The following is a 26,104-nucleotide window of genomic DNA, read 5'->3' as shown; positions in this document are numbered from 1 at the left end:
CCTCAGCTGTTGAGGAGCTCGATCGATAGATCCCACAGCCGGGTGGCCGATTCCGGATCGAGCGCGTACGGCGCGACACCGGTGTTCTCGCCCGGCACGTTGGGCAGAGCCTCGTTGTTGTCCTCGAAGTACCGGCCGGTCACGCCCTGCACGAGTGGCGACGCGGCCAGCAGCACCGAGGTCGACGCGCCCTGCTCGACGGTCTTCCAGCGGTACTCCGTCTCCCACTGCGTCAGCAGGTCCTGCGCGACGTGCCGTTGCAGCGCGGTCCGGATCCCGCCCGGCATCAGGGAGTTGGCGACGATGCCGTCACTCGCCCAGCGCTTGGACGCTTCGACCGCGAACAGCACGTTGGCCGTCTTCGACTGCCCGTACGACGACCACGGCTCGTACGGCCGGTGCTCGAAGTGAAGGTCGTCGAGGTGGACGTCCGAGCGAAGGTGAGCGCTGGAGCTGACCGCGACGATGCGTGCGTCGCCGGCCGCCGCGAGAGCGTCGTGCAGACCGAGGGCGAGGCCGAAGTGACCGAGGTGATTGGTGGCGAACTGGTGCTCCCAGCCTTCGGGAGTGCGGTTGAGCGGCTCGGCCATCACGCCGGCGTTGTTCACCAGGATGTGGAGGGGGCCGTCCCAGTTGGCCGCGAAGGCCTTGACCGACTCACGGTCGGCGAGCTCGATCGGCGCCACGAAGACATGGTTGTTGCCGGTCGACTCGATGATGCCGGCCGCGGTGCGCTCACCGGCGGCGGTGTTGCGAACGGCGAGAGTGACGTCGGCGCCGGCCGCGGCCAGAGCCCGGGCGGTCTCGACGCCGATACCCGACGCGCCGCCGGTGACGACCGCGCGGCGACCGGTCAGGTCGACGCCGGCGATCACCTCGGCGGCAGTGGAGTCATAGCCGAAGGGGGTGGTGATTCTGCTCATCAGGTCTGTTCCTGTTCTGCGAGCTACGCTGTAACCGGAGGAACCTCCGGTAAATCCAGTTAACCGGAGGGGCCTCCGATTAACAAGTCCGCTAAGTTCTGGGGTCTGAGGGGAGGGGACATGACCGAGCGTCCGCTGCGTGCCGACGCCCAGCGCAATCGCGACCAGATCCTGGCCGCTGCCGCGCGGGCGTTCTCGACCTGCGGCCTCGAAGCGACGCTGGACGGCATCGCGAAGGACGCCGGCGTCGGCATCGGCACGCTTTACCGGCACTTCCCGACCCGTGAGCTGCTGATCGAGGCGGCGTACCGGAACGAGCTGGCGGCGATCTGTGCCGCCGCCCCCGAGCTCCTCGACTCGACGCCGCCGGCCGAGGCGCTCCGCGCCTGGATGGATCGCTACATCGACTACATGACCCGCAAGCTCGGGATGGCCGACGCCCTCCGCGCCGTCATCGCTTCCGGTGCGAACCCGTACGCCCAGAGCCTCGAGTTGCTCGTCGGCGCCATCAAACCGCTCCTCGAGGCCGGCGCCGCCTCCGGCGAGCTGCGGTCGGACGTCTCCGCCGAGGACGTCCTGGTCAGCATCAGTGGCGTTGCCCTGGCCACCGGTAAGAACAGGGACCAGGCGGACCGTGCCCTCAACCTGCTCATGGACGGCCTCCGCTACCGATCTGCCTAGGGTGTGTCTGTGCAGAAGGTGGCGTTGGTGACGGGGTCCGCGTCGGGGATCGGGGCGGCGACGGCTCGGCGGTTCGCGAAGGACGGGATGGTCGTGGCCATTCACTCACGCAGCAGCCGCGAGGCCGGCGTCGCGCTGGCCGCGGAACTGGGTGGGTCCTATCACCAGGCCGATCTCGAGGACGATGCCGCGGCGAGCGGCTTGGTGCCGAGTGTGCTTGCTGAGCACGGGCGGCTCGACGTACTGGTGAACAACGCGGGGATCAGTTGGCCGGTGCCGCACGCGGAGCTCGATGGGTTGTCCGCGGCTGACTGGCGACGGCTGCTCGACGTCAACCTGATCGCGCCCTGGTTGTTGTGTACGGCGGCTCTCCCGGCGCTTCGCGCATCGGGTGGATGCGTCGTCAACGTGACGAGCCACGCGGGCGTGCGGCCGAAGGGAAGCTCGATCGCGTACGCCGCCAGCAAGGCCGCACTGAATCACGTGACCAAGTTGCTGGCCGCGGCGCTGGGACCTGACGTGCGCGTCAACGCGGTCGCGCCCGGACTCGTCGACACGCCACTCACAGCGTCGTGGACCGAGGCGCAGCAGCTGTGGAAAACCTCGAGTCCGATGCGCCGCGCGGCCCAGCCGTCGGACGTCGCGGACCTCATCTCGTCACTTGTCCACAACTCCTACATCACCGGCGAAGTCGTCCTCCTCGACGGCGGCCTGAACCTGCGCTAGTGGTTTGCCCGCGGCTGGCGGGGTTTGTACCGCCTGGCGGGTTGTTGCGCGTCATCGGTGAAACAACCCGCCAGCGGGACGGGTGCGACCGCGGCCTGAACCTGCGGTAGTTCTGTCGGTCCCGCCTCCTACGATCGCGGGATGTCCTTGGGTCGAGACTTCCGGCGGCTCTGGGCCGCTTTCGCGATCAGTGCGCTCGGCAGTGCGGTAGGAAACGGAGCTCTTCCACTCGTCGCGGTGCTCGCGCTCGACGTCTCGACCTTCAAGGTCTCGCTGCTCGCGGCGTTGTCCACGCTCGCCGGTGCCGCCCTCGCGCTGCCGATGGGCGACTTCATCGAGCAGCGGCACAAGCGGCCCGTGATGATCGCGGCGGACCTGATCCGGTTCGGGGCGCTGGCGTCGGTGCCGATCGCCGCGGTGTTCGGCGTCATGACGTACACCCAGTTGTGCGTCGTCGGCGTCATCCAGGCCGCGGGCCTGATCGCATTCACCGCCGCGAGTGGTGCGCACCTGAAGGCGCTGGTGCCGGCGGCCGCGCGGGGCGAGGCGAACAGCAAGTTCGAGCAGACGACGTGGACGACGCTGACCGTCGGTCCGCCGATCGGCGGTGCGCTGGTCAGCCTCGTCGGCGCGACGGCCTCGCTCGGGGTCGACGCGGTCTCGTTCCTGCTGTCGGCGCTGGGCATCCGCCGGATCCAGCGGCCGGAGCCGGAGCCGGTGGCACGGAATGAGAAGCGCGACATCACCGCCGGCTGGCGATACATCCTCGGGCACCGCGGGCTGCGCGCCCTGTTCTGGAATTCGCAGCTCTTCGGCGGGCCGGTGATGATGGCGTCGCCGCTGCTCACCGTGCTGATGCTGCGCGACCTCAAGATGGAGCCCTGGAGCTACGGGGTGGTCCTCGGAGTGTCCTGTCTCGGCGGCATCCTCGGTGCCCGCATGGCGCCGCCGCTCACCCGCAGGCTGGGGCTGCACAAGATGCTGTTGCTGTTCGGTGCACTGCGAGCAGTGTGGATTCTGCCGTTGCCGTTCGCGCCGGCGGGTCTGGCCGGGCTGGTGTGGCTGACCGTGGCCGAGGCCGGGATGCTGCTCATGGCCGGTGCCTTCAACCCGTCGTTCGCGACGTACCGGATGGAGGTCACCGAGGACGCCTACATGGCCCGGGTGCTGACCGCCTGGTCGATCAGCTCTCGCTGCGTCCAGCCCGCGTTCATGGTGATCGGTGGTGCGCTCGCCGCGGTGATGGGGTTGCGTGGGGCAATGGTCGTGGCCGGTGTGTGTTGCCTGTTCAGCGCGGCCGTCCTGCCGTGGCGGTCGGCTACACCAGCTCCATTGCCTGAGCCAGTCCAACGATCGGTGCCATGACGCCGTCGGGCTGCGCATCGAGGTAGGCGATCGCCTCGTCCGGCGGCAGCACGAGGACCTCCGTGACCTGCTCGCCGTCCTCGGGGTTGGTCGGCTCCTGCTCGATCACGACGTCCGCGACGACGTTGGCCCAGTAGGAGATCGGGTGCGGCAGATGTGGACGGTACGGCGCCGGCCGGCGATGCACCGCCCGATGCGCGCCGAGCCAGGTCATCGGACCGGCCAGCCGGGCGCCGGCCTCCTCCAGCAGTTCACGATGGACGAGTTGCTCGATCGTCTCGCCCGGCTCCCGGGTGCCGCCGGGCAGGAAGCGCCAGCCCAGGTCGTTGCTGCAGACAACGATTCCGCCGGCCGTCCGGGCGACCACGTGCACGTTGCTGATCAGCTCGTCCGGCGGCTCCTCGGTGGTGAACCGGACGTCGAGATCACCCCAGGTCCAGTAGCCGGGTGCGAAGAGTTCGGGGAACCGCTCGGCCCAGGTCTGCATGGTGACCATTGTTCCGCCTGCGCTACGGTCCCACTCATGGCGCACCCCGATCCACCGCCTGAATCCCGGCCCGATCCCGAACGGGCCCGGCGGACAACTCAGCGGATGCTGTGGGCCGCTGCCGCGCTCACCGCGGTCGTCGGGGTCTTCCTGCTCGCCGATGTCGCCGGAGAATCAGCGCAGTACGGCGGCTTGGCGTGGACCGGTGTCGCGCTGGCAGCGATCTCGATCGCGGCCCTCCTCGCCATTGACGTTGCCTGCGCCGTGGGCCGCCTCGCCCTCAACCAGCCGCTGGTCGGCAAGTTCACCGTCTTCCAGGCGACCACTGTCCTGCTGGTGGTGGCCATCGGTGCGGACATCCTCATCCCTGCGCGCGACACCGGCTCACTGGCACTGCTCCTGCCGTGGGGCATCACCTATTGGCTGCACCACGTGATTCCGGCGAAGAAGGAGTAGCTACTTCAGGTGCGCCCGCAGGTAGTCGATGTCGGCCTTCTGACCGTGATCGGCGTTCGGCGTCTCGACGACGACCGGCGCACCCGCGGCCTGCACCACCGCGACGATGTCGGCCGGGTCGATATGGCCCTCCTCGAAGTTGCTGTGCCGGTCGGCGCCGGAGCCGAACTCGTCGCGTGAACCGTTGGCGTGCACCAGGTCGATCCGTCCGGTGATCGCCTTCACTTTCTCGACGATCGTCGGCAACTCCTCCCCGGCGGCGTGGAAGTGGCAAGTGTCGAGGCAGAACCCGACGTTCTCCAGGCGGTCGTTGCCGGACGCCTGGACCGCGTCCCACAGCCGGGCGATCCGGTCCAGCTGGCGGGCCATCGCGTTCTCGCCGCCGGCGGTGTTCTCGATCAGCAGCGGGACCGGCAGCTGGGCGCGCTCGATGCACTTGCGCCAGTTGTCGAAGCCGGCCTCGGGGTCGTCCTCGTCGCCGACGTGGCCGCCGTGCACGATCACACCTTTGACTGCGATCTCGGCGGCCTTGTCGAGCGTCTGCTGCAGCAGCTTGCGGCTCGGGATCCGGATCCGGTTGTTCGTGTTCGCCACGTTCAGCCGGTACGGCGCGTGCACGTACAGGTCGATGCCCGCGGCGGCCGCGCGTTCCTTGAGCGCTTCCTCGCCATCGGCGTACGCGAGCTTCGGCGCCTTGTAGTCCTGCGGGTTGCCGAGGAAGAACTGCACCAGGTCGGCGCCCCGGTCGGCCGCCTCGGCCAGCGGGTCTGCCTGGTCCACGTGCGCACCAAGTTTCACAGTCATGGGACCCACCCTAGAACCGTCCACGGACAGTTCCGAATCCTTCCCCACCCCACCGCCCCGGTCTCACGAACCCCAGCCCGCCGAGCGGGTGACCGGCCGCGACTCCTGTGCCGGAGGCTGCACCGGACGGCCCTCGAACTCGGTCGACAGCACGATGTGCGTGTTCATCTCGCCGTGCTCGCCGAGGCGCTCGAACAGGCCTTCCAGGTGACTCATCGAGGTGACGCGGACCCGCAGCATCGAGCAGGAGTTGCCGCTGAGCTTGTGGATCTCCAGGACCTCGGGGAAGTCCTCCGCCCGCGTGGTCTTCAGCAGGCAGCGACCGGTCGTGCAGCGCATCTGGACGAAGGCCGACAGCGGCTGACCGGCCCGAGCCGGATCCACATCGGCCCGGTAGCCGGCGATCACCCCGGACTCCTCCAGGCGCCGTACCCGGTCCGCCACGGCCGGCGGGGACAGGTTGACCCGCTTGCCCAGCTGGTTGAACGACAGCCGTCCGTCGGTCTGCAGTTCGGACAGGATCTGCCAGTCGGTGGAGTCCAGCTCACGCTCCTGAAAGGTCATCTCCCCAGAACACCTTCGACATCGGTGCTCCGCAAGGCCGAACGCCTTACTTCATACATTGAGCCGCGGTGGCCGCCTTTCTAGCGTTGTAGGCATGCTCATTCCCATCGTCCTGGCCGCGGCGCTGATGAACGCCGCCATGATCGCGGCGAGCGCGATGAGCACCATCTTGATCTCCGACCGGTTGAGCCCCGGCCTGGCCGGTCTCCCCAACACGGCCGGCGTATTGGGCACCGCCGCCGGCGCCATGGCTGTTGGCTGGTGGACCGCGCGGCTCGGGCGCGCTCACGCGCTCCGCGTCGGGTACGGGGTCGGTGTCGTCGGTGCGGCGCTGACAGTGCTCACCGCAGTCGGCGCACATGTGGGACTGCTCTTCGTCGGCATGTTCCTGCTCGGTGCTGGGAACGCTGCGAGCCTGCTGTCCCGGTACGCCGCCGCCGAAGCCGTCGCAGCCCCTCGACGCGCGTCGGCGATGAGCGCTGTCGTCTGGGCCAGCACCGCCGGCGCGGCCGGTGGTCCGTTCCTGATGGCTCCGTCCCAGTCCTGGGCCTCCGCCCTCGGTCTTCCTGCCCTCGCTGGCCCGTTCCTGCTCGCGCTGGCAGCTGTCTTCGCCGCTCTGCTCGCCGCTAGCTACATCCGGGTCGTCCACCCCGCGGACGAGCCGGAGCCGGAGCGGCACGAGCACTCCGGGGCGTCTCGCCGTACGCCGGTCCTCCTCGCCGCTGGAGTGATGGTCATCGGGCATCTGGTGATGGTGGCGCTGATGTCGGCGGTCCCTGTCCACACTCACCACCTGGGCGACGGTCTCGGCCTGCTGGGCGTCATGCTGTCCGCTCACACCCTCGGCATGTTCGCGCTGTCTCCCCTGACCGGCTGGTTCATCGACCGTTGGGGTCCGCGGCCGGTGATGGTCGCCGGACTTGTCCTCCTGCTGTCGTCCGCCGTTCTGACCACGCAGTCCGGTGCGATGTTCACGCCGGCGCTCTTCCTCCTCGGCTACGCCTGGAACCTCTGCTACCTGGGCGGCAGCGCCCGCCTGCTCGGCACAGCCCTCGAGAGCAGAGTCGAGTCCTCCATCTGGGCCATCTCCGCCCTCGCCGCGCTCACGTCGCCCTGGCTGTACACCGTCGGCGGGTACCCGCTCCTGTCGGTGATCTCGGCAGTTCTCGCGGTGTCGCTGCTGGTGCCGCTGGTCCGGCGTACTGAACCGGTGGTCGCCAACCGGTGACGGAGAGTCATCGGAACAGGCCTGTGGATATGGTCAAGCGGGCGTCCGGACGCTGGTATTCTCTTGGATGTGGCCCGGTCCATCGACCGGGCTCGTTGCTTGGCGCCGACGGCAAGTGTCGGCGTGAAGCGAATCGCATCGCCCTCCTGCCACGGAGAGACCGTGGCCGCCAAGTCCGAAGGAGGTGGAGTTCGCGCATGCGTCGTTACGAAGTCATGGTGATCCTCGACCCTGAGCTCGATGAGCGCACCGTGGAGCCGTCCATCGACCAGTACCTGAACATCGTCCGCAAGGAAGGTGGCACGGTCGAGAAGCTCGACATCTGGGGTCGTCGCAAGCTTGCCTATGACGTGAAGAAGAAGTCCGAAGGCATCTATGCCGTCGTCGACCTGACCGCCGAGCCGGCGGTGGTGAAGGAGCTCGACCGTCAGCTCACGCTGAACGAGTCGATCCTCCGCACCAAGGTCATCCGGCCGGACCAGCACTGACCCTGGGGTCGTCAGCAGCCATCGGTACTGTCGGCACCAGCCGGTACTGATAGCTGTAGACACAGTCACACCCGATAGCAGGAGGAACGGCAATGGCAGGCGAAACCGTCGTCACACTGGTCGGCAACCTTGTCGACGATCCTGAGCTCCGGTTCACCCCGTCCGGCGCCGCCGTCGCGAACTTCCGGATCGCGTCGACGCCGCGGACCTACGACCGGCAGACAGGTGAATGGAAGGACGGCGAGTCGCTGTTCCTGAGTTGTTCCGTCTGGCGCCAGGCCGCGGAGAACGTGGCCGAGTCGCTGCAGCGCGGCATGCGCGTGATCGTGCAGGGCCGGCTGAAGTCGCGTTCGTACGACGACCGTGAGGGCAACAAGCGCACGGTCTTCGAGATCGACGTGGACGAGGTCGGACCGAGCCTGCGCAGCGCCACCGCGAAGGTGACCCGGGCGATGCGCTCCGGTCCCGGCGGAGACGGCGGCGGCTTCGGTGGTGGCGGTGGTGGCAACCAGGGTGGAGGCAACTACGGTGGCGGCGGCCAAGGTGGCGGCGCCCCGCAGAACGACCCGTGGGCGACCCCGCAGGGTGGCGGCAGCGGTGGTGGCGGCGGTCAGGCTGCCCCGCAGAACGACCCCTGGGCCAGCCAGGGCGGCGGCTCGATGGAGGAGCCTCCGTTCTGATCCGGCACTCCGGGTCGTAACCATGTAAGACAGACCATTCCGGCACGTGTGCCGGGCTCTGGAAGGAAGAGAGCACCACAATGGCCAAGATCATTCGGAAGCCGAAGAAGAAGGTCTGCGGCTTCTGCAAGGACAAGGCGACGTACGTCGATTACAAGGACACCGCGCTGCTGCGCAAGTTCATCTCGGACCGCGGCAAGATCCGCGCCCGCCGGGTGACCGGGAACTGCGTGCAGCACCAGCGCGATGTGGCCACCGCTATCAAGAACGCTCGTGAGGTGGCGCTGCTGCCGTACACGAGCACGGCTCGCTGAGGGAGGCCCGAACCATGAAGCTCATCCTGGCGCAGGAGGTCGAGGGCCTCGGAGCCCCCGGCGACATCGTCGAGGTGAAGGACGGCTACGGCCGCAACTACCTGGTTCCGCGCGGCCTGGCCATCGGCTGGACCCGCGGTGCCGAGAAGCAGATCCAGTCGATCAAGCGGGCGCGTGACGCCCGGGCGATCCAGGGCAAGGAGCACGCGAGCGAGGTCAAGAACCAGCTCGAGCAGCTCAACGTCACGCTGGACGTCAAGGCCGGCGAGACCGGCCGCCTGTTCGGTTCGGTCACCCCGGCCGACATCGCCGGCGCGATCAAGTCCGCCGGCGGCCCGCTCGTCGAGAAGCGCGCGATCGCGATCGCGTCGCCGATCAAGAGCACCGGCAAGCACCAGGTCTCGGTGCAGCTCCACCCCGAGGTGGCCGCCACGGTCCGCCTCGAGGTCGCGGCCGTCTGACCTCAGCAACCCCCAAGGCCCGCATCTCCCTCGGGGATGCGGGCCTTGTCGTGTCCTGCTCAGCCCGGGGTGGGCGTCGGCCAGGGGAGTGGCTTGGGGTCGTTGCCTTCGCCACCGTTCTCCGGCTTGGCGACCTTCGGCCACTTGACCGGTCCCGGGTCCGATTTGTTGCCTCCGGCATCAGGTGGAGCGACTCGCGGCCATTGCACCGGACCGGGATCGTCGTCCGCCATCACCTGCCCGGCCGGCACCAGCAAGCCTGCTGTCACCAGCACTGCCGCCAGTGCGCGGCCCGACCGATTCACTTCTTGTCCAACGCGTACAACGTCGAGTCGTGCACCACCAGCGCTCGCCCATCCGCAACACCCCACGGCCGCGCGGTATCGGCGGGAAGACTCTGGCCTTTGCCACCCGGGGTCGTGGCGACGAGCTCACTGCCGACCATCCCGTAGATCGTCGTACCCGTGACTGAAACCGGCTGGAAGTCGGTGTACCGCGCCGTCGACTTGTGCGCGAAGTCGATCACGCAGTTGCCCCAGGCAGCGACCTTGCCGGTCTGGTCCGGCACCCACTGCCAGCTTTCGACGTCAGCCTCATTCGCCACCGGGCAGGTGGCAAGGATCGCGCCGTTCACCGTCGAGTGCACGACCGGGATCACGATGTCCTTCGTGGCCGACTTCCACAGCACCAGCGCGCGACCAGGGCTGGCGGCGACCACATGCTCGATGCCCTTCGACCCGGACGGCGCCTTCGGGTTCACGGTCTGCAGACCCTCGTCCAGTTGGCTCCAGAACAGCGGACCGGTGTACCGCGCCATCAACGCCTTGTCGCTCTCGGCCAGCAGAACTGTGGACAGGCGCGGCTGGTTCGGTACCGCCTTCAGCTTGCCGCCGGCCACCATGCTCGCACCGGCATCGCCCTCGACCTTGATCAGCGGCGACGTCCCGAAGAACTGCACCTGCGCCTGGTCGGGCAACCCCACCGTGGTGGCGCCGGCACCGCCACCGGCCCAGTAGTACAAGGCATCCGGCGTGGCCACCGCGAGCACGGGCTTGGAGTCGATCGTGGTGTAGACCGGGCTCAGCGCGTCCTTCGGCGCCTTGTCCTGCCAGAGCACCTTGCCCTTGCTGTCGAACACCGCGACCTTCGCGTCCGGCGTGAGGATGGCGACCTGCTTGCCGTCCTGTGACACCGCTGGCGCCGACCTCGCTGCGATGTCGACCGTCCAACTCGCCTTGGTCGACCAGCCCGGTGGCACCGGCCGGGCCGAGAACTGGTCCGGTACGACCTTCGGCTCGGGCAGCGTCGGGACCTTCGGCGCTTCCGACGGTTTCGACGCGTCGCTGTCGCCATCGCGGAACACCGTGAAGTAGAGCGTCGTACCTGCGATCAGTACGACGGCCAGCGCGATGCCGGCGATGACCGGCCAGCCCGGCCTGCCGCCGCTGCTGCTGGTGCTGCTCCGGCTCTCCGATTCCACTGCGTCGACCCGGCCGTCGGGGTGGACGATCAGCGGCCAGGAGGAACCGTCGGACTCCACAGCGGTGGCCCGCACCGGCCGGCCGAGCTGTCCGGCCCGACCGCTCACGACGGCGATCGCGGCCTGCCGTGGATCCCGGTGATTGCTGACCGGATGGGTCCGCCCGGCGATGGTGACCTCGGCGTTGCGGTCGTCGTACAACCGGATCGTCACCTTGGGCCAGGACGGGATCTTCTCAGCCACGGCGACCTCTCATTCCCGCCACAGATCTCCCTCGTTCATCCGACTACGCCGCCCCCGTTCTAGCATGTGCAGCGACCACCGCAGGCCAGGAATCCGGGCTCGCGGGACTCTGCGGGCCCGGCCCGGCTCGACTGCTCCGGCCAGGGAGCGGCGGGCCGCACGGCCTGTGGATAACTCAGGCAACGTCCATCCGGGAATTGAGAGAATACGGTGAGCGACAGGTTGTCACACACCACGAAAGGAGGGGCCATGACGCAGAATCCGTGGGATCGGCAGTCGACGACTTCAGGTCCGCAGCAGCCACCGCCGGGTCCCTCGCCGCAGCCCGCGGGCGGGCCGTCCGCACCTCAGCACGGCGTTTCCGCGCCGGCCGAGGACCAGCGGCTGCCCAAGTTCGCGATTCCGGCCGCGGACACACTCTGGTGGGTCGGTGTGCACGGTGGCGCCGGCGAGACCACGATGTCGCTCCTCCTTCCGGGGAGCCGGGCGGCGAACCATCGCTGGCCGATCCCGCCACCACCGGTGCCGACGCCGGTCGTCCTCGTCGCCCGGACGCATGGTTCCGGTCTGCGGGCCGCCCAGCGGGCCGCGGTCGAGTGGGCGTCCGGTGTGGTCCAGGGCGTAGCCGTGCTGGGCCTGGTGCTGATCGCGGACGCGCCCGGGCGACTGCCCCGGGTGCTCGACGACTTCGCCGACATCGTCGGCGGCGGCGTGCCGCGGGTCTGGGACATCCCCTGGATCGAGGAGTGGCGCCGAGGGGAGGCTCCGACGCCGGAGAACACCCCGGACGAGGTCTTCGAAGTCCTCGAATCCATCTACGCACTGCGCGCCGCGAACCCCGCGGACTATCCCGCCCCGTACTGAAAGGTCCCTCCGCGATGATGCTGGCCCATCTGATCTCGGACACGCATGCCCTGATACCGCTCAGCGGCGGCGGAACCCGGCCACCCGGCGGCGAGAAACTCGAGCTGGTGATCGACTGGGTGCGCTGGATCGCCTTCGCCGTCTGCGTCCTCGGCGTCCTGATCGCCGGCGCCATGATGGCCGTCGGCCAGCGGCGCGGTGAAGGTGGCGAGCATGCCGCCCGGCTCGGCTGGGTGCTCACCGCCTGCATCGTGATCGCATCTTCGACGCTGCTCGTCGGCGCCCTGCAGTGACCCATGGCCGCTGACACCGTCCGCGGCGTCCCGCGGACGTACGGGAACTGGCGGCAGCCCGCCTCCGCGGGGATCGCCGGCCTGGGTTCGCTCGGCACCGCTCTGCTGATGGGCGGGCTGGTCATGACGATCATGGCCACGATGGCCGGCGGTCTGATCGGCGCGATCGTCACGCTGCTGATCGTCGGCGTCTGCCTGCTCATGCTGACCACCAAGGACAAGCACGGGCTGTCCGCCCTGCAACGTCTCTCCACCCGGATCGGATGGGAACGAGCGAAGATGGCGAAGCACAACATCTACCGGTCCGGCCCACTCGGCCGCCCCGCGTGGGGCACCTTCCAGCTCCCGGGTCTGGCCGCCGCGTCCCAGCTGAGCGAGTTCGAGGACTCGTACGGGCGGCCGTTCGCGCTGCTGTACTACCCGAGCACCCGGCACTTCACCGTCGTCATCAACGCCGAGCCGGACGGTGCGTCGCTGGTGGACCAAGAGCAGGTGGACGTGTGGGTCGCGCACTGGGGTCAGTGGCTCGCCGCGCTGGGCCACGAGCCTGGCATCGTGGCTGCGTCGGTGACGGTGGAGAGCGCGCCCGACACCGGCAGCCGGCTCCGTCGCGAGGTCGGCAGCAACATGCTGGACGGTACGCCGGCCATCGCCCGGGCAATGCTGACGGAGGTCGTGCAGACGTACCCGGAGGGCTCAGCGCTGATCTCTGCCCGAGTCGCTCTGACGTTCAAAGGAACGGACCGCAGCGGCAAGCGCCGCAAAGAGGAGGACATGGGGCGTGAGCTCGCGTCCCGGCTGCCTGCGCTCACCCAAAGCCTCAACGCCACCGGGGCGGGTGCGGCCCGTCCGGTCACCGCCCAAGAGTTGTGCGAGACCGTGCGCATCGCGTACGACCCGGCGTCCGCCGTACTGATCGATGAGGCGCGTAGCCACGGGGACGTGCCGGAGTTGCAGTGGACCGATGTCGGTCCGGCCGGTGCGCAAGGGTTCTGGGACAAGTACCGGCACGACTCGGCGTGGTCGGTGACGTGGCAGATGACGCAGGCGCCGCGTGGTGAGGTGTTCTCCTCGGTGCTGTCCCAACTGGTCGCGCCGCATGGAGACATCGATCGGAAGCGCGTCACGTTGCTCTACCGTCCGCTGGACGCGGCTACTGCGGCCCGAGTGGTCGAGGCCGACAAGCGCAACGCGTCGTTCCGCGCCACCACCTCGAGCCGTCCATCGGCCCGGACCATGACCGAGGCCAGGGCAGCGGAGCGGACCGCACAGGAGGAAGCGCGCGGCGCCGGCCTGGTCAACTTCGGCATGGTCGTGACCGGCACTGTCATGACCGCGGAGCAGATCCCGGACATGATCGCCGCCATCGACAATCTGGGCGCCACCGCCCGCGTCCTGTTGCGGCCGGCGTACGGCTCGCAGGACTCCGCCTTCGTGGCCGGCTTGCCGCTCGGCGTCGTACTGCAGAGCCACCTGTCCGTTCCCGCCGGCATCCGGGAGGCACTGTGAAGCCGGCCGACCCGGTCCGCAGCGGTAAGCGGCCGATGCCGCGCGGCTGGCCCGGTGCGGGTCGCGGTTACTCGACGTACCTCCAGGCACCGGCCGAGTGGCGCGGCACCACAGTCCAGGTCTGCGGCCTCTGGCCTTTCGCCGCGGGGACCGGCAGTCCCATGGTCGGCGTACCCATCGGCCGCAACATCCTCTCCGGCGCCACCCTGTGCTGTGACCCGATCAACTGGTTCACCCGGGCCAACCTCATCTCCAACCCCTCGATGTTCGTGCTCGGCCGGCCCGGCCTGGGGAAGTCCACGGTGGTCCGGCGGATGGCGTTGGGGCTGGCGGGGTACGGGGTGCAGCCGTTGGTGTTGGGGGATCTGAAGCCTGACTACCGCGACCTGATCGAGGCGTTGGGTGGGCAGGTCATCCGGCTGGGGCGGGGGCGCGGGCATCTCAACGTGCTGGACCCGGGCGAGTCGCGTACGGCGGCGCAGCGGCTGACCGGGAAGGCACGCGAGGCGATTCAGGCCGATGCGCACGGGCGCCGCCACACAATGGTCTCCGCGTTGATCTCGATCATGCGCTCGGCGCCGCCGACGGACCGCGAGGAGACCATCCTCGACGAGGCGCTCAAGGTCCTCGACGAGAGATCCATCGATACGCCGGTCCTGCGCGATCTGCTCCAGGTCGTTCAGGACGCGCCGGACCGGGTGCGCAACGTCGCTCTCGATCGCGGCAGCCTGGATCGCTATCGGCAGATCACCGAGGGCCTCGAGGCATCGCTGATCGGTCTGGTCGGCGGTGGCCGGCTGGGTGAGATCTTCTCCGCGCAGACCGACAACCCGATGCGGCTCGATCGGCCGGTCGTGTTCGACGTGTCCTCGATCGACGACTCCGAGACGAACCTGCAGGCCGCCGTACTGCTGGCCTGCTGGTCCTACGGGTTCGGCGCGGTCGCGGTGTCGCAGGCGTTGGCGGACGCCGGTCTGGAGCCGAGGCGGCACTACTTCGTCATCCTCGACGAGCTGTGGCGGGTGCTGCGCGCCGGCCGTGGTCTGGTCGACCGCGTCGACGCGCTGACCCGACTGAACCGTCAGCGCGGAGTCGGGACGGCGATGATCTCGCACACCATGTCCGACCTGCTCGCGCTCGAGAACGCCGAGGACCGGATGAAGGCCAAAGGGTTCGTCGAGCGGTCAGGCATGGTCGTCTGCGGCGGTCTGCCGCGCGCCGAGATGGAGAACCTGACCGAGGTCGTGCCGATGTCCGAGGAGGAGCAGAACATGCTCATCGGCTGGCAGGACCCGCCCGCCTGGGACCCGGCGACCGGCATGGAGGTCGCGCCGCCCGGCCGCGGCAACTTCCTCGTCAAGGTCGGTGGCCGTCCGGGCATCCCGGTGCACGTTAGCCTCACCTCGGTCGAGCGCGAGATCAACGACACCAACAAGCTCTGGAGGACCGGCCCGGTGCTGGAGATGCCGCCGCCTGACCCGGCCACCCGTGTGGTCGCCCGAGCGGGAGTCGACCAGTAGATGGCCGACGGGAGGCGCAGTACCGGACCGGGCGTGCTGTCCGCTGAGACGATTCTCGTCTTCATCGGCGTCGGCGTCTTCACGATCGGCGTCGTGGGGATCTGGGGAGCGCTCAAGACTGCCGCTGCGATCGACGGAACCCCCGCGGTGCCAGACCCGATGACCGCACTCGTCGAGCTGATCGGCGGCCAACTGCGGTGGTCCACTGCGGCAACCGGCGTACTGATCCTCGAGTTCGTCCTGGTGCTGCTGATCGCGGTCGCCGTCCTCGGCCTGAGACGTCGGAGCGGGGTCGGCCGGGTGGACAGGCAGGCGTACCTGATGGCGAAGCGCTCGGAGATCTCGAAGCTCACCCGCTCGGGCGCGCAGGGAGTCGCGGACAGGCTCGGCGCCGGCCACTCCGGTCCCGGCATCCCGATCGGCCGGACTGTCCGCGGCGACCTCGAGCTGTTCGGATCCTGGGAGGACCTGCACATCGACATCTGGGGACCGCGGACCGGGAAGACGTCGAGCCGTGCCGTGCCCGCGATCCTGGATGCGCCGGGGGCCGTGGTTGCCACGTCGAACAAGCGCGACCTCGTCGACACCACCCGCGGTCCGCGGCAGGAGCGGGGACCGGTGTGGGTGTTCGACCCACAGCAGGTGTGCGAGGAGCCGCCGGCCTGGTGGTGGAATCCGCTCACCTACATCACCGACGAGGTGAAGGCGCGCGACCTGGCCGGGCACTTCGTCGCATCGCAGCGCCGGGAGAACGCCCAGACCGACGCGTTCTTCGATGCCGCCGGCACCGATCTGCTGGCCGGCCTGCTGCTCGCCGCGGCGGTCGCGCGGCGCCCGATCACGCAGGTCTACAGCTGGCTCGCGGACCAGCGCAACGACGAGCCGGAGCGGATCCTGCGCAGTACGCCTGGCCTCCAGTTGTCTGCCGACGCGATGGCCGGAGTGCTGAGCGCGCCCGACAAGCAGCGCGCCGGTGTCTACGGCACAGCCCAGCAAAGCGCCCAGTTCCTGGTCAACCACAAGGTCACCCGCTGGGTCGTCCCACAGGGACAGAACGACCCTCGCCCGCAGTTCGACCCGCACGAGTTCGTTCGCGGGGGCGGCACGCTCTACAGCTTGTCCAAGGAAGGCGCCGGTACGGCGGGACCGCTGGTCACCGCGTTGACGGTGGCCGTCGTGGAGGCGGCCGAGCAGTATGCGAAGAGCTGCCCGATGGGTCGCCTGCCGACGCCACTCGTCGGCGTACTGGACGAGGCAGCGAACGTGTGCCGGTGGAAGAACCTGCCCGATCTCTACAGCCACTTCGGATCCCGCGGCATCGTGCTGATGACGATCCTGCAGTCGTGGGCGCAGGGGACGGAGTGCTGGGGTGAGCGCGGCATGGACAAGCTGTGGTCCGCCGCCAACATCCGCGTATACGGCGGTGGCGCCTCGGACGCGACGTTCCTCGAGAAACTCAGCAAACTGATCGGCGACTACGACATCACCACGAGCTCGGTGTCGTACAGCAAGGGTGAACGCGGCACCAGCCGGCAGATCCAGCGGCACCACATCCTCGAGGTGTCCGACCTCGCCGCGTTGCCACCAGGGCGCGCGGTGGTGTTCCCGTCCGGGATGCCGGCGACGATGGTGAAGACGGTGCCATGGTTCGCCCGTCCGGATGCCCCCGCCGTGGAGGCCTCGCTGGCGAAGTACGATCCGGGAGCGAGTACGCGGGAGGAGGCCCGGTCCGCTGTGCCGGTCGGCATCCCGGTGTGGGAGCAGAGCGAGGAGCAACGTGGTGGATGGTGAACAGGAACTCTTCTACCCGCACGTCGCGGCGTTCGTCGAGGACCGCCTGATCTACCTCTACACCCGCCGGCTCGGGCAGCAGTTCGTCTGGTGCCCGGAGTGGTTCCGGCACGCCGAGGCGCTCAGCCGGCTGGACTCGCTCTGGCGCGCCTGGGAGCACCTGCGGCTGGATCCGGCGACCGGGATGTCGGCCTGGTGGCGCGACCACGCGGACCCGCAGATGTCGGTCCTGCTCGACCCCGACGGCCCGTTCGCGGCCTGCCGTGGTGCCCATACGGAGTACCCGATCCCGCCGCTGCCGGTCGAGGAGCCGCCCGCCGGACTCTTCTTCGACCAGCGACAACCGAACCTCCGGGGGATCTGACATGTGGAAGTGGACGAACCTGCTGCTCGCCTTCCTCGTGGAGCTGGTTGCCTTAGGCATCTTCGCCTGGTGGGGATCGCAAGCGACCGGCAACACCGCGCTGCGGATTCTGCTCGCTGTCGGACTGCCCATCGTCGCGGCCGTCATCTGGGGCCTGTACGCCGCTCCCACCGCGAAGCGGGGCACGCCGGTGGTGCGGACGGTGGTGAAGGTCCTGGTGTTCGGCCTCGCCGGAGCCGCACTGTGGAGCCTCGGTCACCCGGTGCTCGCTGTTGTCTTCGTAGTGGTGGTCGCGGCGAACCTGCTGATCATCCACGTGCAGAAGCTCAGCCCGGACACGCCGCAGCGGAACGTCAGCGAGTAGCGCCTGTCACCAGCCAGGCGTCGCTGCGTTCGCGCGTCATCAGAGTGAGCAGCCGCAGCAGCATGAACCCGCCGAACGCCCACCACAACGCGACGATGCCGCCGTCGAACCACAGCACACTCAACGCCAGCGGCACGTACAGCACGAGCGCGATCACTCCGGCCACCGCCAGGTATCGGCCGTCTCCGGCGCCGATCAGCACGCCGTCCAACACGAACACCACGCCGTTCACGGGTTGCCACAACGCCGCGACGATCAGTACGGCGGCGAGCGTCTGTCGTACCTCGGGATCCGTGGTGAACCACGCGACGTAGATGTCGCGCAGACCCCACAGAGCGAGCCCGCCGACGAATCCGGAGACCAGGCCCCACCACATCATCCGCCGGGTGATCGCGCGGGTGCCGGCCACGTCACCCGCACCGAGTGCCCGCCCGGTCAACGCCTGCGCCGCGATGGCGATGGCGTCGAGTGCGAGCGCGAGGAAAGACCAGAGAGTGAATGCGACCTGGTGCGCGGCGACCGACGTCGTACCCAGAGCGGTGGCGACGAAGGTGAGCAGGATGAGTGCCACCCGCAACGTCAGAGTTCGGACGATCAGCGGGATGCCCATTTGTGCGGACGCGAGGATGCCCGGTCTGTCCGGTCGCAGCTTGGCGCCGTCGCGCCGGGCGCCGCGGACGACCACTACGACCAGCGCCACTCCAGCCGCCGTCTGTGCGAGCGCCGTACCCAGTGCCGAGCCGGCGATGTCGAGGTCGAGGCCGTAGACGAGCAGGACGTTGAGGCCGATGTTGACGAGGTTGGCGGAGATGGCGACGATCATCGGAGTCTTGGTGTCCTGCAATCCACGCAGTACGCCGGTGGCCGCCATCAGCAGCAACATGGACGGGATGCCGAAGCACGAGATGCGCAGATAGATCACGGCGTGATCCGCGACATCCGGCGATGGGTCGAACGCGGCGATCGCGACCGGCGAGAGCAGCAGCCCGGCGATCGCCAGTACGACGCCCAGCAGCAGCGCGAGCCAGAGTCCGTCGATGCCCTGGGCCAGTGCGCCGCGGTGATCACCCGCGCCGATCCGCCGGGCCACCGCGGACGTCGTGCCATAGGCGAGGAACACGCAGATCCCGACCAGCGTCTGCAGGATCGTTCCGGCGATGCCCAGTGCGGCGAGTTGCGGCGTACCGAGGTGGCCGACGATCGCGGAATCGGCGAGCAGCATCAGCGGCTCGGAGACCAGCGCGAAGAACGCCGGGACGGCGAGCCGGAGGATCTCGCGGTCCTGGACACCGATCAGTCGTCGCAGTCCTGCCCGGCTCGCCCCAGTCACCGCGCCGCCGTCGCCAGCGCGCGGTATGTCATGAGCATGCGGCCCATTGTGCCTGACCTGGGCTGTGCACAGACGGCCGGATCCCACAGTCCGGAAGAAGGTCGCGGACTTTTTCTTCTCCACAGTTGTGAATGGGTGAAACCGCAGGTCAGAGGGCTGTTTTGGATCCCTGTCCGCAGATATCCACAGGGTTGTTCCCAACCTGTGCACACCCGATCACGGAGTTTCCCACAACTCGTCCACACCCCCTGTGGATGACCGGCTAGCACCCGGTGACCAGACCGGCGTACGGTCGCGTGTCTGGCGCCGTCCGCAAACTGTCGGTGGCTGTGTTTACGGTTCGATCAGGTGTTCGAACTTCGGCCTCCGATGGTCGGGGTGGCGCGTCGGTGGGCGGACGAGGAGGTCGGGCGAAGTGAGCGTGGCGGAGTTCCGCGGGGGGCAGGGCGGCGGCCAGGAAGAGCGCAACCCGGAGATGGGCTTCGACCGCACGCCGCCGCAGGATCTGGCCGCGGAGCAGTGCGTGCTCGGCGCCATGATGCTGAGCAAGGACGCGATCGCCGACGTGATCGAGACCCTGCGCAGCACCGACTTCTACCGGCCGGCCCACGAGATCGTGTTCGACGCGATCACCGACCTCTATGCCCGTGGCGAGCCGGCCGACGCGATCACGGTCGCCGCCGAGCTGAACCGTCGCGGCGAGATGGCCCGGATCGGCGGCGCGCCGTACGTGCACACGCTGGTCGCCTCCGTCCCGCTCGCCGCGAACGCCGGGTACTACGCGCACATCGTCCGGGAGAAGGCGATCCTGCGTCGCCTGGTCGAGGCCGGCACGAAGATCGTCCAGCTCGGGTACGCCGGTGAGGGTGAGGTCGACGACGTCGTCGACGAGGCGCAGGCGGAGATCTACTCGGTCACCGAGAAGCGGACCGCCGAGGACTACGCGCCGCTGAAGGACATCATGGAGGGCGCCCTCGACGAGATCGAGGCGATCGACTCCCGTGGCGACGCGATGGTCGGCGTACCGACCGGGTTCACTGACCTCGACGAGCTGACCAACGGTCTGCACCCCGGCCAGATGATCATCGTCGCCGCGCGTCCCGCGATGGGGAAGGCGCTCGCGCTCGACACCCCGCTGCCCACGCCGACCGGCTGGACCACGATGGCCGAGGTCGCGGTCGGCGACCAGTTGCTCGACGCCGACGGCGGGCCGACCACAGTGGTGGCGGCGACCGAGGTGATGGTCGACCGGCCATGTTTCCGGCTGTCGTTCTCCGACGGCAGCACGATCGTCGCCGACGCCGAGCACCAGTGGCGGGTCGAGGACGGCGGCCGCCCGGTGGTCTGCACGACCGCCGACCTGTTCACGGCGATGTCAGCGAGTCCCGGACTGACACCGCCGATCACCGGGTCGGCGCCGCGGCAGATCACCGGGCACGGCTTCCCGGCCGCGCTGGCCGGTGAGGGCGATCGGCGGGTGGAATGGATCCACCAGGTTGAGAGTGTGCCGGTGCGCTGCGTCGAGGTGGACAACCCCGATCACCTGTACCTCGCCGGCAAGACGATGATCCCGACCCACAACTCCACCCTGGGGCTCGACCTGGCCCGGTCGGCGTCGATCAAGCACGGCCTGACCTCGTGCATCTTCTCGCTGGAGATGAGCCGCAACGAGATCACGATGCGTCTGCTGTCCGCCGAGGCCAAGGTGCCGCTGCACCACATGCGCAACGGCAAGATGACCGACGAGGACTGGGCCCGGCTGGCCCGCAAGATGGGCGAGGTCTCCGAGGCGCCGCTGTTCATCGACGACTCCCCGAACCTCACCATGATGGAGATCCGCGCCAAGGCCCGCCGCCTCAAGCAGCGCCACGACCTCCGCCTGATCGTGATCGACTACCTCCAGCTGATGACGTCCGGCAAGAAGGTCGAGTCCCGCCAACTCGAAGTCTCCGAGTTCTCCCGCTCCATCAAGCTCCTCGCCAAGGAACTGGAACTCCCCGTCGTAGCCATCTGCCAGCTCAACCGAGGCTCCGAACAACGCTCCGACAAACGCCCCATGGCCTCCGACCTCCGCGAATCAGGCTGCCTGACCGCGGACACCCGGCTGCTGCGCGCGGACAACGGCGCCGAGATCTCGCTCGGCGAACTGCTGGCCACGCAGGCGCGGGACATCCCGGTCTGGTCGCTGGACGACCGGCTGAAGCTGGTCCCGCGCACGTTGACTCATGCCTTCCCGAGCGGGGTGAAGGAGGTCTTCCGTCTGAAGCTCGCCTCGGGACGCGAGATCAACGCCACCGCGAACCACCCGTTCCTCACGTACGACGGCTGGAAGCCGCTGGGTGACCTGGCTCCTGGTGCACGGGTTGGATCGCTTCGCCATGTGCCGGCCCCGCTCCAGGTCACGCCATGGGACGAGGACGAGATCACGGTCCTCGCTCACCTGCTCGGCGACGGTTCCTTCGTCAAGCGCCAGCCGATCCGCTACGCGAGTATCGACGAGGACAACCTCACCGCGGTCGCCGAGGCCGCGCACCGGCGCTTCGGCATCACCGCGATCCGCGACGAGTACGCCGCCGCGCGCGTGATCAGCCTTCGCCTCCCCGCGCCGTACCGGCTGGCCCGCGGCAAGCGCAACCCGATCGCCGCCTGGCTCGACGGTCTGGGACTGTTCGGCTTGCGCAGCCACGAGAAGTTCATCCCCGCCGGCGTCTTCGGGCTCCCGAAGGAGCAGGTCGCCCACTTCATCCGCCACCTCTGGGCTACCGACGGCTCCGTCCGCTGGGACACAAAGTCCGGCCAGGGTCGCATCTACTACGCCAGCACCAGCCGCCGCCTCGTCGACGATCTCGCCCGCCTCCTCCTCCGCCACAACATCTTCAGCCGCATCAAGACGGCGAAGAAGGCCGGCTACCGCGACTCCTACCATCTGCACATCTACGGCGCAGAGAACCAATTGCGTTTCTGCGACCAGATCGGCGTACACGGTCTCCGCGGCCTGAAGGTGCTCGAGGTTGCCACGGCCCTGCGCGACATCAAGGGCAACACCAACCTGGACACTGTGCCGACGGAGGTCTGGTCGCACGTCCGCGAGGTTCTTGCCGAACGCAACGTCACGCACCGGGAGTTCGCCGCGGCGATGGGCACCAAGTTCTCCGGCTCGACGATGTGGAAGCACGCTCCGAGCCGGCAGCGCCTGGCCAAGGTCGCCGACATCCTGGACGACGCAGACCTGGAAGTGCTCGCCACCAACGACATCTTTTGGGACACCATCACCTCGGTCGAGAGCCTCGGCGAGCAGGAGGTGTACGACGCCACCGTCCTAGGCACCCACAACTTCGTCGCCGACGGCATCGCTGTCCACAACAGCCTGGAGCAGGACGCCGACGTCGTGATCCTGCTTCACCGTGAGGACGCCTACGAGCGGGAGTCCACCCGCCCCGGTGAAGCTGACTTCATCGTGGCCAAGCACCGCAACGGCCCCACGGCAGACGTCGTCGTCGCCTTCCAGGGCCACTACTCCCGCTTCGTCGACATGGCCCACGACGGATAGAAGAACCATTTCGGGCCGCACCGACTGGCGCATCGGGTCGCCGGGGCCCGCTGGGGTTGTGAGGTCGTTCACAGGGTGTCACGGGTGAGTGGGGTGTGGCGTCTTGTGGGCATGACTAGATCTGAACAGACCTCGGTGTTGGTGACCGGAGGGAACAAAGGGCTTGGGTTCGAGGCGGCTCGGCGGTTGGGGGAGTTGGGGTGGACGGTCTTCCTCGGGTCGCGGGATGTGGAGCGCGGGCGGAGCGCTGCGGAGACGTTGGCGGATGGCGGGGCGAACGTGGTCCTGGTCCCGTTGGATGTGACGTCGGACGAGTCGGTGGCGGACGCCGTACGGCTTGTTCGGAAGCAGACTGACCGGCTGGACGTGCTGATCAACAACGCGGGTGCGCCGGGGAAGGCGGTTCCGCCGGCGGATGCGGTGGTGGCCGACATTCATCCTGTGTTCGACACGAATGTGTACGGACCGATCAGGGTGACGCAGGCGTTCCTGCCGCTGCTGCAGGCTGCGGAGAATCCGCGCGTCGTGATGGTGTCGAGCGCCGGTGGATCATTCGCGGTCGTGACCGATCCGACGCAGCCGGTCTCGAGGATGCACGAGCTGGCTTACAGTACGTCGAAGGCCGCGCTGAACATGATCACCGTCCGGTACGCGCAGGCTCTCCCGAACATCAAGTTCAACGTCGCCACCCCAGGAGAGGTCGCGAACCGCAAGTTCGCTGCGACGGACATGAATCGCCACACCGGCGAGCTGACGGTCACCGAGGGCACCGACTCCATCATCCGGCTCGCAACTCTCGACGCCGACGGTCCGACCGGCACCTTCGTCGACCGACTCGGCCCCGTCGCCTGGTGATCACAGCCCTCCGCCTTTCGGCCTCGCCCGCAGAGACCCTCAACAGCCAGCTCTTCGGATAGTCAGCGGTTCTTCCAGCGGGACGCTGAGATGGATTCCTGGGCGAGGAGGCGGAGGGAGGAGATGAGGGTTTCGCCGAGGATGGTGCCGATGACTACGGATTCGGCCAGTTGGTCCCGGGTGGGGTTGGTGGTGACGGCATCGATCTCCAGTTCCGTGAAGCGTTCGACGGCGTCGGCGTAGGCGTCGAGGAAGCCGACCAGGTCGTCCTGGCCGAGGGTGCGCAGCGCGGCGACGGTCTCGATCAGGGTGGTGAGCGCGGGCGCCTCGGGTTCGACGGACCAGCCGCGGCCGGTGATCAGTTCGGTCACCTGAGTGGTGGCGGCCGCGCGGGCCTCCTCTGAAGCGGTCTGCTTGCGGGTCGGCGTGAGCGCGCGATGGGCCCGGCCGATCTGTTCATGCAGAGGTATGTCGTCAGAGTCCAGCGACTCGAGGATCTCCTTCACCTGCGCCACCGGGACCTGGGCCAACTCGACCAGTGCCCGGATCAGTCGCAGCCGGCGGACGTGCCGGTCGCCGTACGACGCCTGGTTCGGGCTGCTGAGCTCACCCTGCGGAAGCAGGCCCTCGCGCAGGTAGTACTTGATCGTCGGCACCGGGACCTCGGTGGCCCGGCTCAGTTCCCCGATGCGCATTCTCGCTTGCCTTCCTCTCGGCTGTGATAGATAGTATCAGTATCCATAAGCGGATACTTTCACTATCCATGTAAGGAGCTGAGACAGATGATCCCCCTCGTTCTTGTCCTGGCGACGCTCGTCTTCCGGGCGCTCGGCGCGCTCGGGGTGAGACGGTTCGCGACCTGGCCCGTCAGCGCGGCGCACGCGATGGCAGTCATGCTGCTGTTCACCGCGAGCGCGCATTTCGTCCCGGCCGACGTGACGGTGATGCCGAACCACGCGGACATGGTGCGCATGGTCCCGCCGTTCCTGCCGTTCGCGGATGCGCTGGTGTACGTCACCGGCGTACTGGAACTGCTCGGTGCGGCCGGTCTCGTGCTCACCGCGACGCGCTGGGTCGCCGGGTACGCCCTGGCCGCGCTGTTCGTGGCGTTGCTCCCGGCGAACATCCACGCGGCGGTGGCCGACGTACCGTTCGCCGGCGGCGAGGCGACCCCGCTCTGGCAGCGGATCCCCGAGCAGATCCTCTACCTCGCGGTCGCGCTCTGGATCGCCAAGGCCACCAAGCCCGCTACCACTCCGGCACGGCGAAAGGAGTTGGTGCACTCATGACCGAAGCGTCGCGGATCATCGCCGGGGCGATCCTGCTCACCATCGTCACGATCCAGTTCGGCGGCTACTTCATGACCAAGATCGTCCGCGGTCAGGTGCCGATGACGGACTTCCAGAAGTCGTTCGCGCGAGCCGGCCACGCACACGCCGGCGTACTCGTGATCCTCAGCCTGGTCGGGCTGCTGTACGTCGACCAGACCGGCCTGTCCGGCCTCATGCCCTGGGTCGCCCGCCTGGCGATCCCGGTAGCGGCGATCCTCATGTCCGGCGGCTTCTTCGCCTCGTCCGCCGGCAAGGACCGGACCCAGCCGAACCAGTTCCTCTGGGTGCTGTGGCTCGGCGCCGCGTCGCTCGCGCTCGGCGTCCTGACCCTCGGCATCGGCCTGATCGTCGCCTGACCTCAGCCGGCTGCGATGGTTCGGGCCGGCTGTACCGCGGCGATCGCCGCGCCCGCCCCGAACCCCTCGGCGCGGGCGACGATCCGGTCGCCGGTGATCGCGACGGCATACTCGAGGTCGTCGCCGATCACCTCGCAGCCGAGGGCAGACGCCAGTACGCCGCTCTCGTCGTGCACCACCTGCACCCGCGGCAGTGGAACTACTTGCCGCAGGCAACCAAGAAGGCTGTCGGTGGTGTACCGAGCGAGCGGCCCGAGCTCGGACGGATCGCTGGACACCAGGGCGATCGTGACCGCTCCGGCGGTGGACCGTACGACGTCCTCCGCGGCGGCCAGGCGGTTGAGTCCGAGGATGACGACGCCGCCGCTGCCGAACTCCGCCGTACGGCGAAGCACCTCGTCGGTCACGGATGGCGGCGACCAGGACTCGTGCGCCGGCCGCACCGGGGGCATGGTCGGTGGACGTGTCCAGGGATCGTCGACGTCGAGGTCGGCCAACCCGGCACAGGCGCGAGCGACCGCGAGCGGCTGGACGAACCCGGGGGCCGAGGCCAACTGGGTCGCACCGGTCAGCAGCGTGAGCGCGAGCCGCGAGACCTGGATCCTCCGGCCGAGTTCGCCGGGGCTCAGGGCGTCGAGGGCGAGGCCGAGGAGGACCGCGTTGAAACCGAGCAACGAGGCGTACGGCGTCCCGAAGTCCGCCAGGTCGGCCTGTGCGCTCGGGTGTTCGCGGTCGAACCACGAAGACGCGAAGGCGGCGAGCCCTTCGGCAGGTGTGCTCACCGCTCGACGTGCACCTCGGCCCGGCCGGTTCTGATCGGCCAGCGCTGTCAGGTAGAGCGCGCGCTTGCCGGCGAAGTTGGAGTACACCGCGCCACGGGTGAGGTCCGCGCGGTCGGCGATGCGGTCGATGGTCGCATCCCGGTAGCCGTGCTCGGCGAACTCCGCCCGCGCCGCGGCCAGCACCTTCGCCCGGTTGCGGAGTTGCAGTTCCGCCCTGCTCAAGCGGCTCACGGCCACCACTCTAGCACCCAGATGTTGCTATCATCTGGATGACGACAACATCTGAGAAGGCGGT

The 26,104-nt window shown here is 68.6% G+C and carries 29 protein-coding genes; 20 read left to right on the top strand and 9 right to left on the bottom strand.

Features of this window, described 5'->3' with window-relative positions; all coding sequences use genetic code 11:
* Positions 1–2: 2 nt before the first annotated feature.
* Positions 3–923: an SDR family NAD(P)-dependent oxidoreductase gene (locus ACGFH6_RS20075; RefSeq protein WP_393385726.1), complete on the bottom strand. Its 921-nt coding sequence runs from the start codon at positions 921–923 to the stop codon at positions 3–5.
* A 120-nt stretch (positions 924–1,043) separates the two neighbouring features.
* Here ACGFH6_RS20075 and ACGFH6_RS20070 point away from each other — a divergent pair, with 120 nt between their 5' ends.
* The 3 genes from ACGFH6_RS20070 to ACGFH6_RS20060 all read left to right on the top strand — a co-directional run bounded on the left by ACGFH6_RS20070 (position 1,044) and on the right by ACGFH6_RS20060 (position 3,695).
* A complete protein-coding gene (locus ACGFH6_RS20070; protein ID WP_393385723.1) occupies positions 1,044–1,604 on the top strand; it encodes a TetR/AcrR family transcriptional regulator in 561 nt (186 codons plus the stop codon).
* Positions 1,605–1,613: 9 nt separating this feature from the next.
* Positions 1,614–2,330 (top strand): SDR family NAD(P)-dependent oxidoreductase, encoded by a 717-nt coding sequence (locus ACGFH6_RS20065; RefSeq protein ID WP_393385720.1) that lies wholly within the window; start codon positions 1,614–1,616, stop codon positions 2,328–2,330.
* Positions 2,331–2,471: 141 nt separating this feature from the next.
* On the top strand, positions 2,472–3,695 hold the full coding sequence (locus ACGFH6_RS20060; RefSeq protein ID WP_393385718.1) for an MFS transporter: 1,224 nt from the start codon (positions 2,472–2,474) through the stop codon (positions 3,693–3,695).
* Here the strand turns inward: ACGFH6_RS20060 and ACGFH6_RS20055 are convergent.
* Complete coding sequence (locus tag ACGFH6_RS20055; protein WP_393385715.1) at positions 3,649–4,182, bottom strand: NUDIX domain-containing protein; 534 nt, start codon at positions 4,180–4,182, stop codon at positions 3,649–3,651. The two genes, ACGFH6_RS20060 and ACGFH6_RS20055, sit on opposite strands and share 47 nt — an antisense overlap.
* A 36-nt stretch (positions 4,183–4,218) precedes the next feature.
* On the opposite strand from ACGFH6_RS20055, the gene ACGFH6_RS20050 reads away from it, so the two are divergent.
* Positions 4,219–4,638, top strand: a complete 420-nt coding sequence (locus tag ACGFH6_RS20050) for a hypothetical protein (RefSeq protein WP_393385711.1) — start codon at positions 4,219–4,221, stop codon at positions 4,636–4,638.
* Here the strand turns inward: ACGFH6_RS20050 and ACGFH6_RS20045 are convergent, their stop codons facing one another.
* Both ACGFH6_RS20045 and ACGFH6_RS20040 read right to left on the bottom strand, forming a co-directional pair.
* Positions 4,639–5,442, bottom strand: a complete 804-nt coding sequence (locus ACGFH6_RS20045) for a deoxyribonuclease IV (protein ID WP_393385709.1) — start codon at positions 5,440–5,442, stop codon at positions 4,639–4,641. It abuts the gene before it with no gap.
* 63 nt (positions 5,443–5,505) lie between these two features.
* Positions 5,506–6,006, bottom strand: a complete 501-nt coding sequence (locus tag ACGFH6_RS20040; protein ID WP_393385707.1) for an Lrp/AsnC family transcriptional regulator — start codon at positions 6,004–6,006, stop codon at positions 5,506–5,508.
* Positions 6,007–6,100: 94 nt separating this feature from the next.
* Here ACGFH6_RS20040 and ACGFH6_RS20035 point away from each other — a divergent pair, with 94 nt between their 5' ends.
* The 5 genes from ACGFH6_RS20035 to rplI all read left to right on the top strand — a co-directional run bounded on the left by ACGFH6_RS20035 (position 6,101) and on the right by rplI (position 9,177).
* Complete coding sequence (locus tag ACGFH6_RS20035; protein WP_393385704.1) at positions 6,101–7,234, top strand: MFS transporter; 1,134 nt, start codon at positions 6,101–6,103, stop codon at positions 7,232–7,234.
* 197 nt (positions 7,235–7,431) lie between these two features.
* Positions 7,432–7,722, top strand: coding sequence for a 30S ribosomal protein S6 (rpsF, locus tag ACGFH6_RS20030; protein WP_130386399.1), 291 nt, complete (start codon positions 7,432–7,434; stop codon positions 7,720–7,722).
* A 92-nt stretch (positions 7,723–7,814) separates the two neighbouring features.
* Complete coding sequence (locus ACGFH6_RS20025) at positions 7,815–8,402, top strand: single-stranded DNA-binding protein (RefSeq protein WP_131363434.1); 588 nt, start codon at positions 7,815–7,817, stop codon at positions 8,400–8,402.
* Positions 8,403–8,482: 80 nt separating this feature from the next.
* Positions 8,483–8,716 carry a 30S ribosomal protein S18 gene (rpsR, locus tag ACGFH6_RS20020; RefSeq protein ID WP_012924539.1) on the top strand — a complete coding sequence of 78 codons (234 nt, stop codon included), beginning with the start codon at positions 8,483–8,485 and terminating at the stop codon, positions 8,714–8,716.
* Between the two features lie 14 nt (positions 8,717–8,730).
* Complete coding sequence (gene rplI, locus ACGFH6_RS20015; RefSeq protein ID WP_131363436.1) at positions 8,731–9,177, top strand: 50S ribosomal protein L9; 447 nt, start codon at positions 8,731–8,733, stop codon at positions 9,175–9,177.
* A gap of 59 nt (positions 9,178–9,236) precedes the next feature.
* On the opposite strand, the gene ACGFH6_RS20010 is transcribed toward rplI, so the two are convergent.
* Both ACGFH6_RS20010 and ACGFH6_RS20005 read right to left on the bottom strand, forming a co-directional pair.
* On the bottom strand, positions 9,237–9,446 hold the full coding sequence (locus ACGFH6_RS20010; RefSeq protein ID WP_393385701.1) for a hypothetical protein: 210 nt from the start codon (positions 9,444–9,446) through the stop codon (positions 9,237–9,239).
* 32 nt (positions 9,447–9,478) lie between these two features.
* Positions 9,479–10,900, bottom strand: coding sequence for a hypothetical protein (locus ACGFH6_RS20005; RefSeq protein WP_393385698.1), 1,422 nt, complete (start codon positions 10,898–10,900; stop codon positions 9,479–9,481).
* Positions 10,901–11,149: 249 nt separating this feature from the next.
* Here ACGFH6_RS20005 and ACGFH6_RS20000 point away from each other — a divergent pair, with 249 nt between their 5' ends.
* The 7 genes from ACGFH6_RS20000 to ACGFH6_RS19970 are packed head-to-tail and all read left to right on the top strand — an operon-like array spanning position 11,150 to position 17,605.
* Positions 11,150–11,764, top strand: coding sequence for a DUF6668 family protein (locus ACGFH6_RS20000; RefSeq protein WP_393385696.1), 615 nt, complete (start codon positions 11,150–11,152; stop codon positions 11,762–11,764).
* Positions 11,765–11,778: 14 nt separating this feature from the next.
* Positions 11,779–12,057, top strand: coding sequence for a conjugal transfer protein TrbC (locus ACGFH6_RS19995; protein ID WP_393385693.1), 279 nt, complete (start codon positions 11,779–11,781; stop codon positions 12,055–12,057).
* 3 nt (positions 12,058–12,060) lie between these two features.
* Entirely contained in the window at positions 12,061–13,566 is a 1,506-nt protein-coding gene (locus tag ACGFH6_RS19990) for an SCO6880 family protein (RefSeq protein ID WP_393385690.1), read from the top strand.
* On the top strand, positions 13,563–15,086 hold the full coding sequence (locus tag ACGFH6_RS19985; RefSeq protein WP_393385687.1) for an ATP/GTP-binding protein: 1,524 nt from the start codon (positions 13,563–13,565) through the stop codon (positions 15,084–15,086). Before ACGFH6_RS19990 ends, ACGFH6_RS19985 begins: the two co-directional genes overlap by 4 nt.
* Complete coding sequence (locus ACGFH6_RS19980; protein WP_393385685.1) at positions 15,087–16,877, top strand: type IV secretory system conjugative DNA transfer family protein; 1,791 nt, start codon at positions 15,087–15,089, stop codon at positions 16,875–16,877.
* The gene (locus tag ACGFH6_RS19975; RefSeq protein ID WP_393385683.1) at positions 16,867–17,241 is read left to right on the top strand and encodes a DUF4913 domain-containing protein; all 375 of its coding nucleotides are present in this window, start codon (positions 16,867–16,869) and stop codon (positions 17,239–17,241) included. The genes ACGFH6_RS19980 and ACGFH6_RS19975 overlap by 11 nt, the downstream gene beginning before the upstream one ends.
* Before the next feature lies 1 nt (position 17,242).
* Positions 17,243–17,605 carry a YrdB family protein gene (locus ACGFH6_RS19970; protein WP_393385680.1) on the top strand — a complete coding sequence of 121 codons (363 nt, stop codon included), beginning with the start codon at positions 17,243–17,245 and terminating at the stop codon, positions 17,603–17,605.
* Here ACGFH6_RS19970 and ACGFH6_RS19965 read toward each other — a convergent pair.
* Positions 17,595–18,935, bottom strand: a complete 1,341-nt coding sequence (locus tag ACGFH6_RS19965; protein WP_393385677.1) for an MATE family efflux transporter — start codon at positions 18,933–18,935, stop codon at positions 17,595–17,597. The genes ACGFH6_RS19970 and ACGFH6_RS19965 overlap by 11 nt on opposite strands.
* A 475-nt stretch (positions 18,936–19,410) precedes the next feature.
* On the opposite strand from ACGFH6_RS19965, the gene ACGFH6_RS19960 reads away from it, so the two are divergent.
* The gene (locus ACGFH6_RS19960) at positions 19,411–22,485 is read left to right on the top strand and encodes a replicative DNA helicase (RefSeq protein ID WP_393386729.1); all 3,075 of its coding nucleotides are present in this window, start codon (positions 19,411–19,413) and stop codon (positions 22,483–22,485) included.
* A gap of 111 nt (positions 22,486–22,596) precedes the next feature.
* The gene (locus ACGFH6_RS19955; RefSeq protein WP_393385674.1) at positions 22,597–23,340 is read left to right on the top strand and encodes an SDR family NAD(P)-dependent oxidoreductase; all 744 of its coding nucleotides are present in this window, start codon (positions 22,597–22,599) and stop codon (positions 23,338–23,340) included.
* A gap of 62 nt (positions 23,341–23,402) precedes the next feature.
* On the opposite strand, the gene ACGFH6_RS19950 is transcribed toward ACGFH6_RS19955, so the two are convergent.
* Complete coding sequence (locus ACGFH6_RS19950; protein ID WP_393385671.1) at positions 23,403–24,035, bottom strand: MerR family transcriptional regulator; 633 nt, start codon at positions 24,033–24,035, stop codon at positions 23,403–23,405.
* An 87-nt stretch (positions 24,036–24,122) separates the two neighbouring features.
* Between ACGFH6_RS19950 and ACGFH6_RS19945 the strand changes: the two genes are divergently transcribed.
* Positions 24,123–24,629 carry a hypothetical protein gene (locus ACGFH6_RS19945; protein WP_393385668.1) on the top strand — a complete coding sequence of 169 codons (507 nt, stop codon included), beginning with the start codon at positions 24,123–24,125 and terminating at the stop codon, positions 24,627–24,629.
* Positions 24,626–25,027 (top strand): hypothetical protein, encoded by a 402-nt coding sequence (locus ACGFH6_RS19940; RefSeq protein ID WP_393385665.1) that lies wholly within the window; start codon positions 24,626–24,628, stop codon positions 25,025–25,027. The genes ACGFH6_RS19945 and ACGFH6_RS19940 overlap by 4 nt, the downstream gene beginning before the upstream one ends.
* Before the next feature lie 2 nt (positions 25,028–25,029).
* Here ACGFH6_RS19940 and ACGFH6_RS19935 read toward each other — a convergent pair whose 3' ends face one another.
* Positions 25,030–26,040: a TetR/AcrR family transcriptional regulator gene (locus ACGFH6_RS19935; RefSeq protein ID WP_393385663.1), complete on the bottom strand. Its 1,011-nt coding sequence runs from the start codon at positions 26,038–26,040 to the stop codon at positions 25,030–25,032.
* Positions 26,041–26,104 lie beyond the last annotated feature (64 nt).

This window comes from Kribbella sp. NPDC049227 (assembly GCF_043197265.1).
In the GTDB taxonomy this organism is placed as follows: domain Bacteria; phylum Actinomycetota; class Actinomycetes; order Propionibacteriales; family Kribbellaceae; genus Kribbella.
Note: the sequence above shows the minus strand (reverse complement) of the source record. Positions and strands in the feature narration are given on the sequence as shown.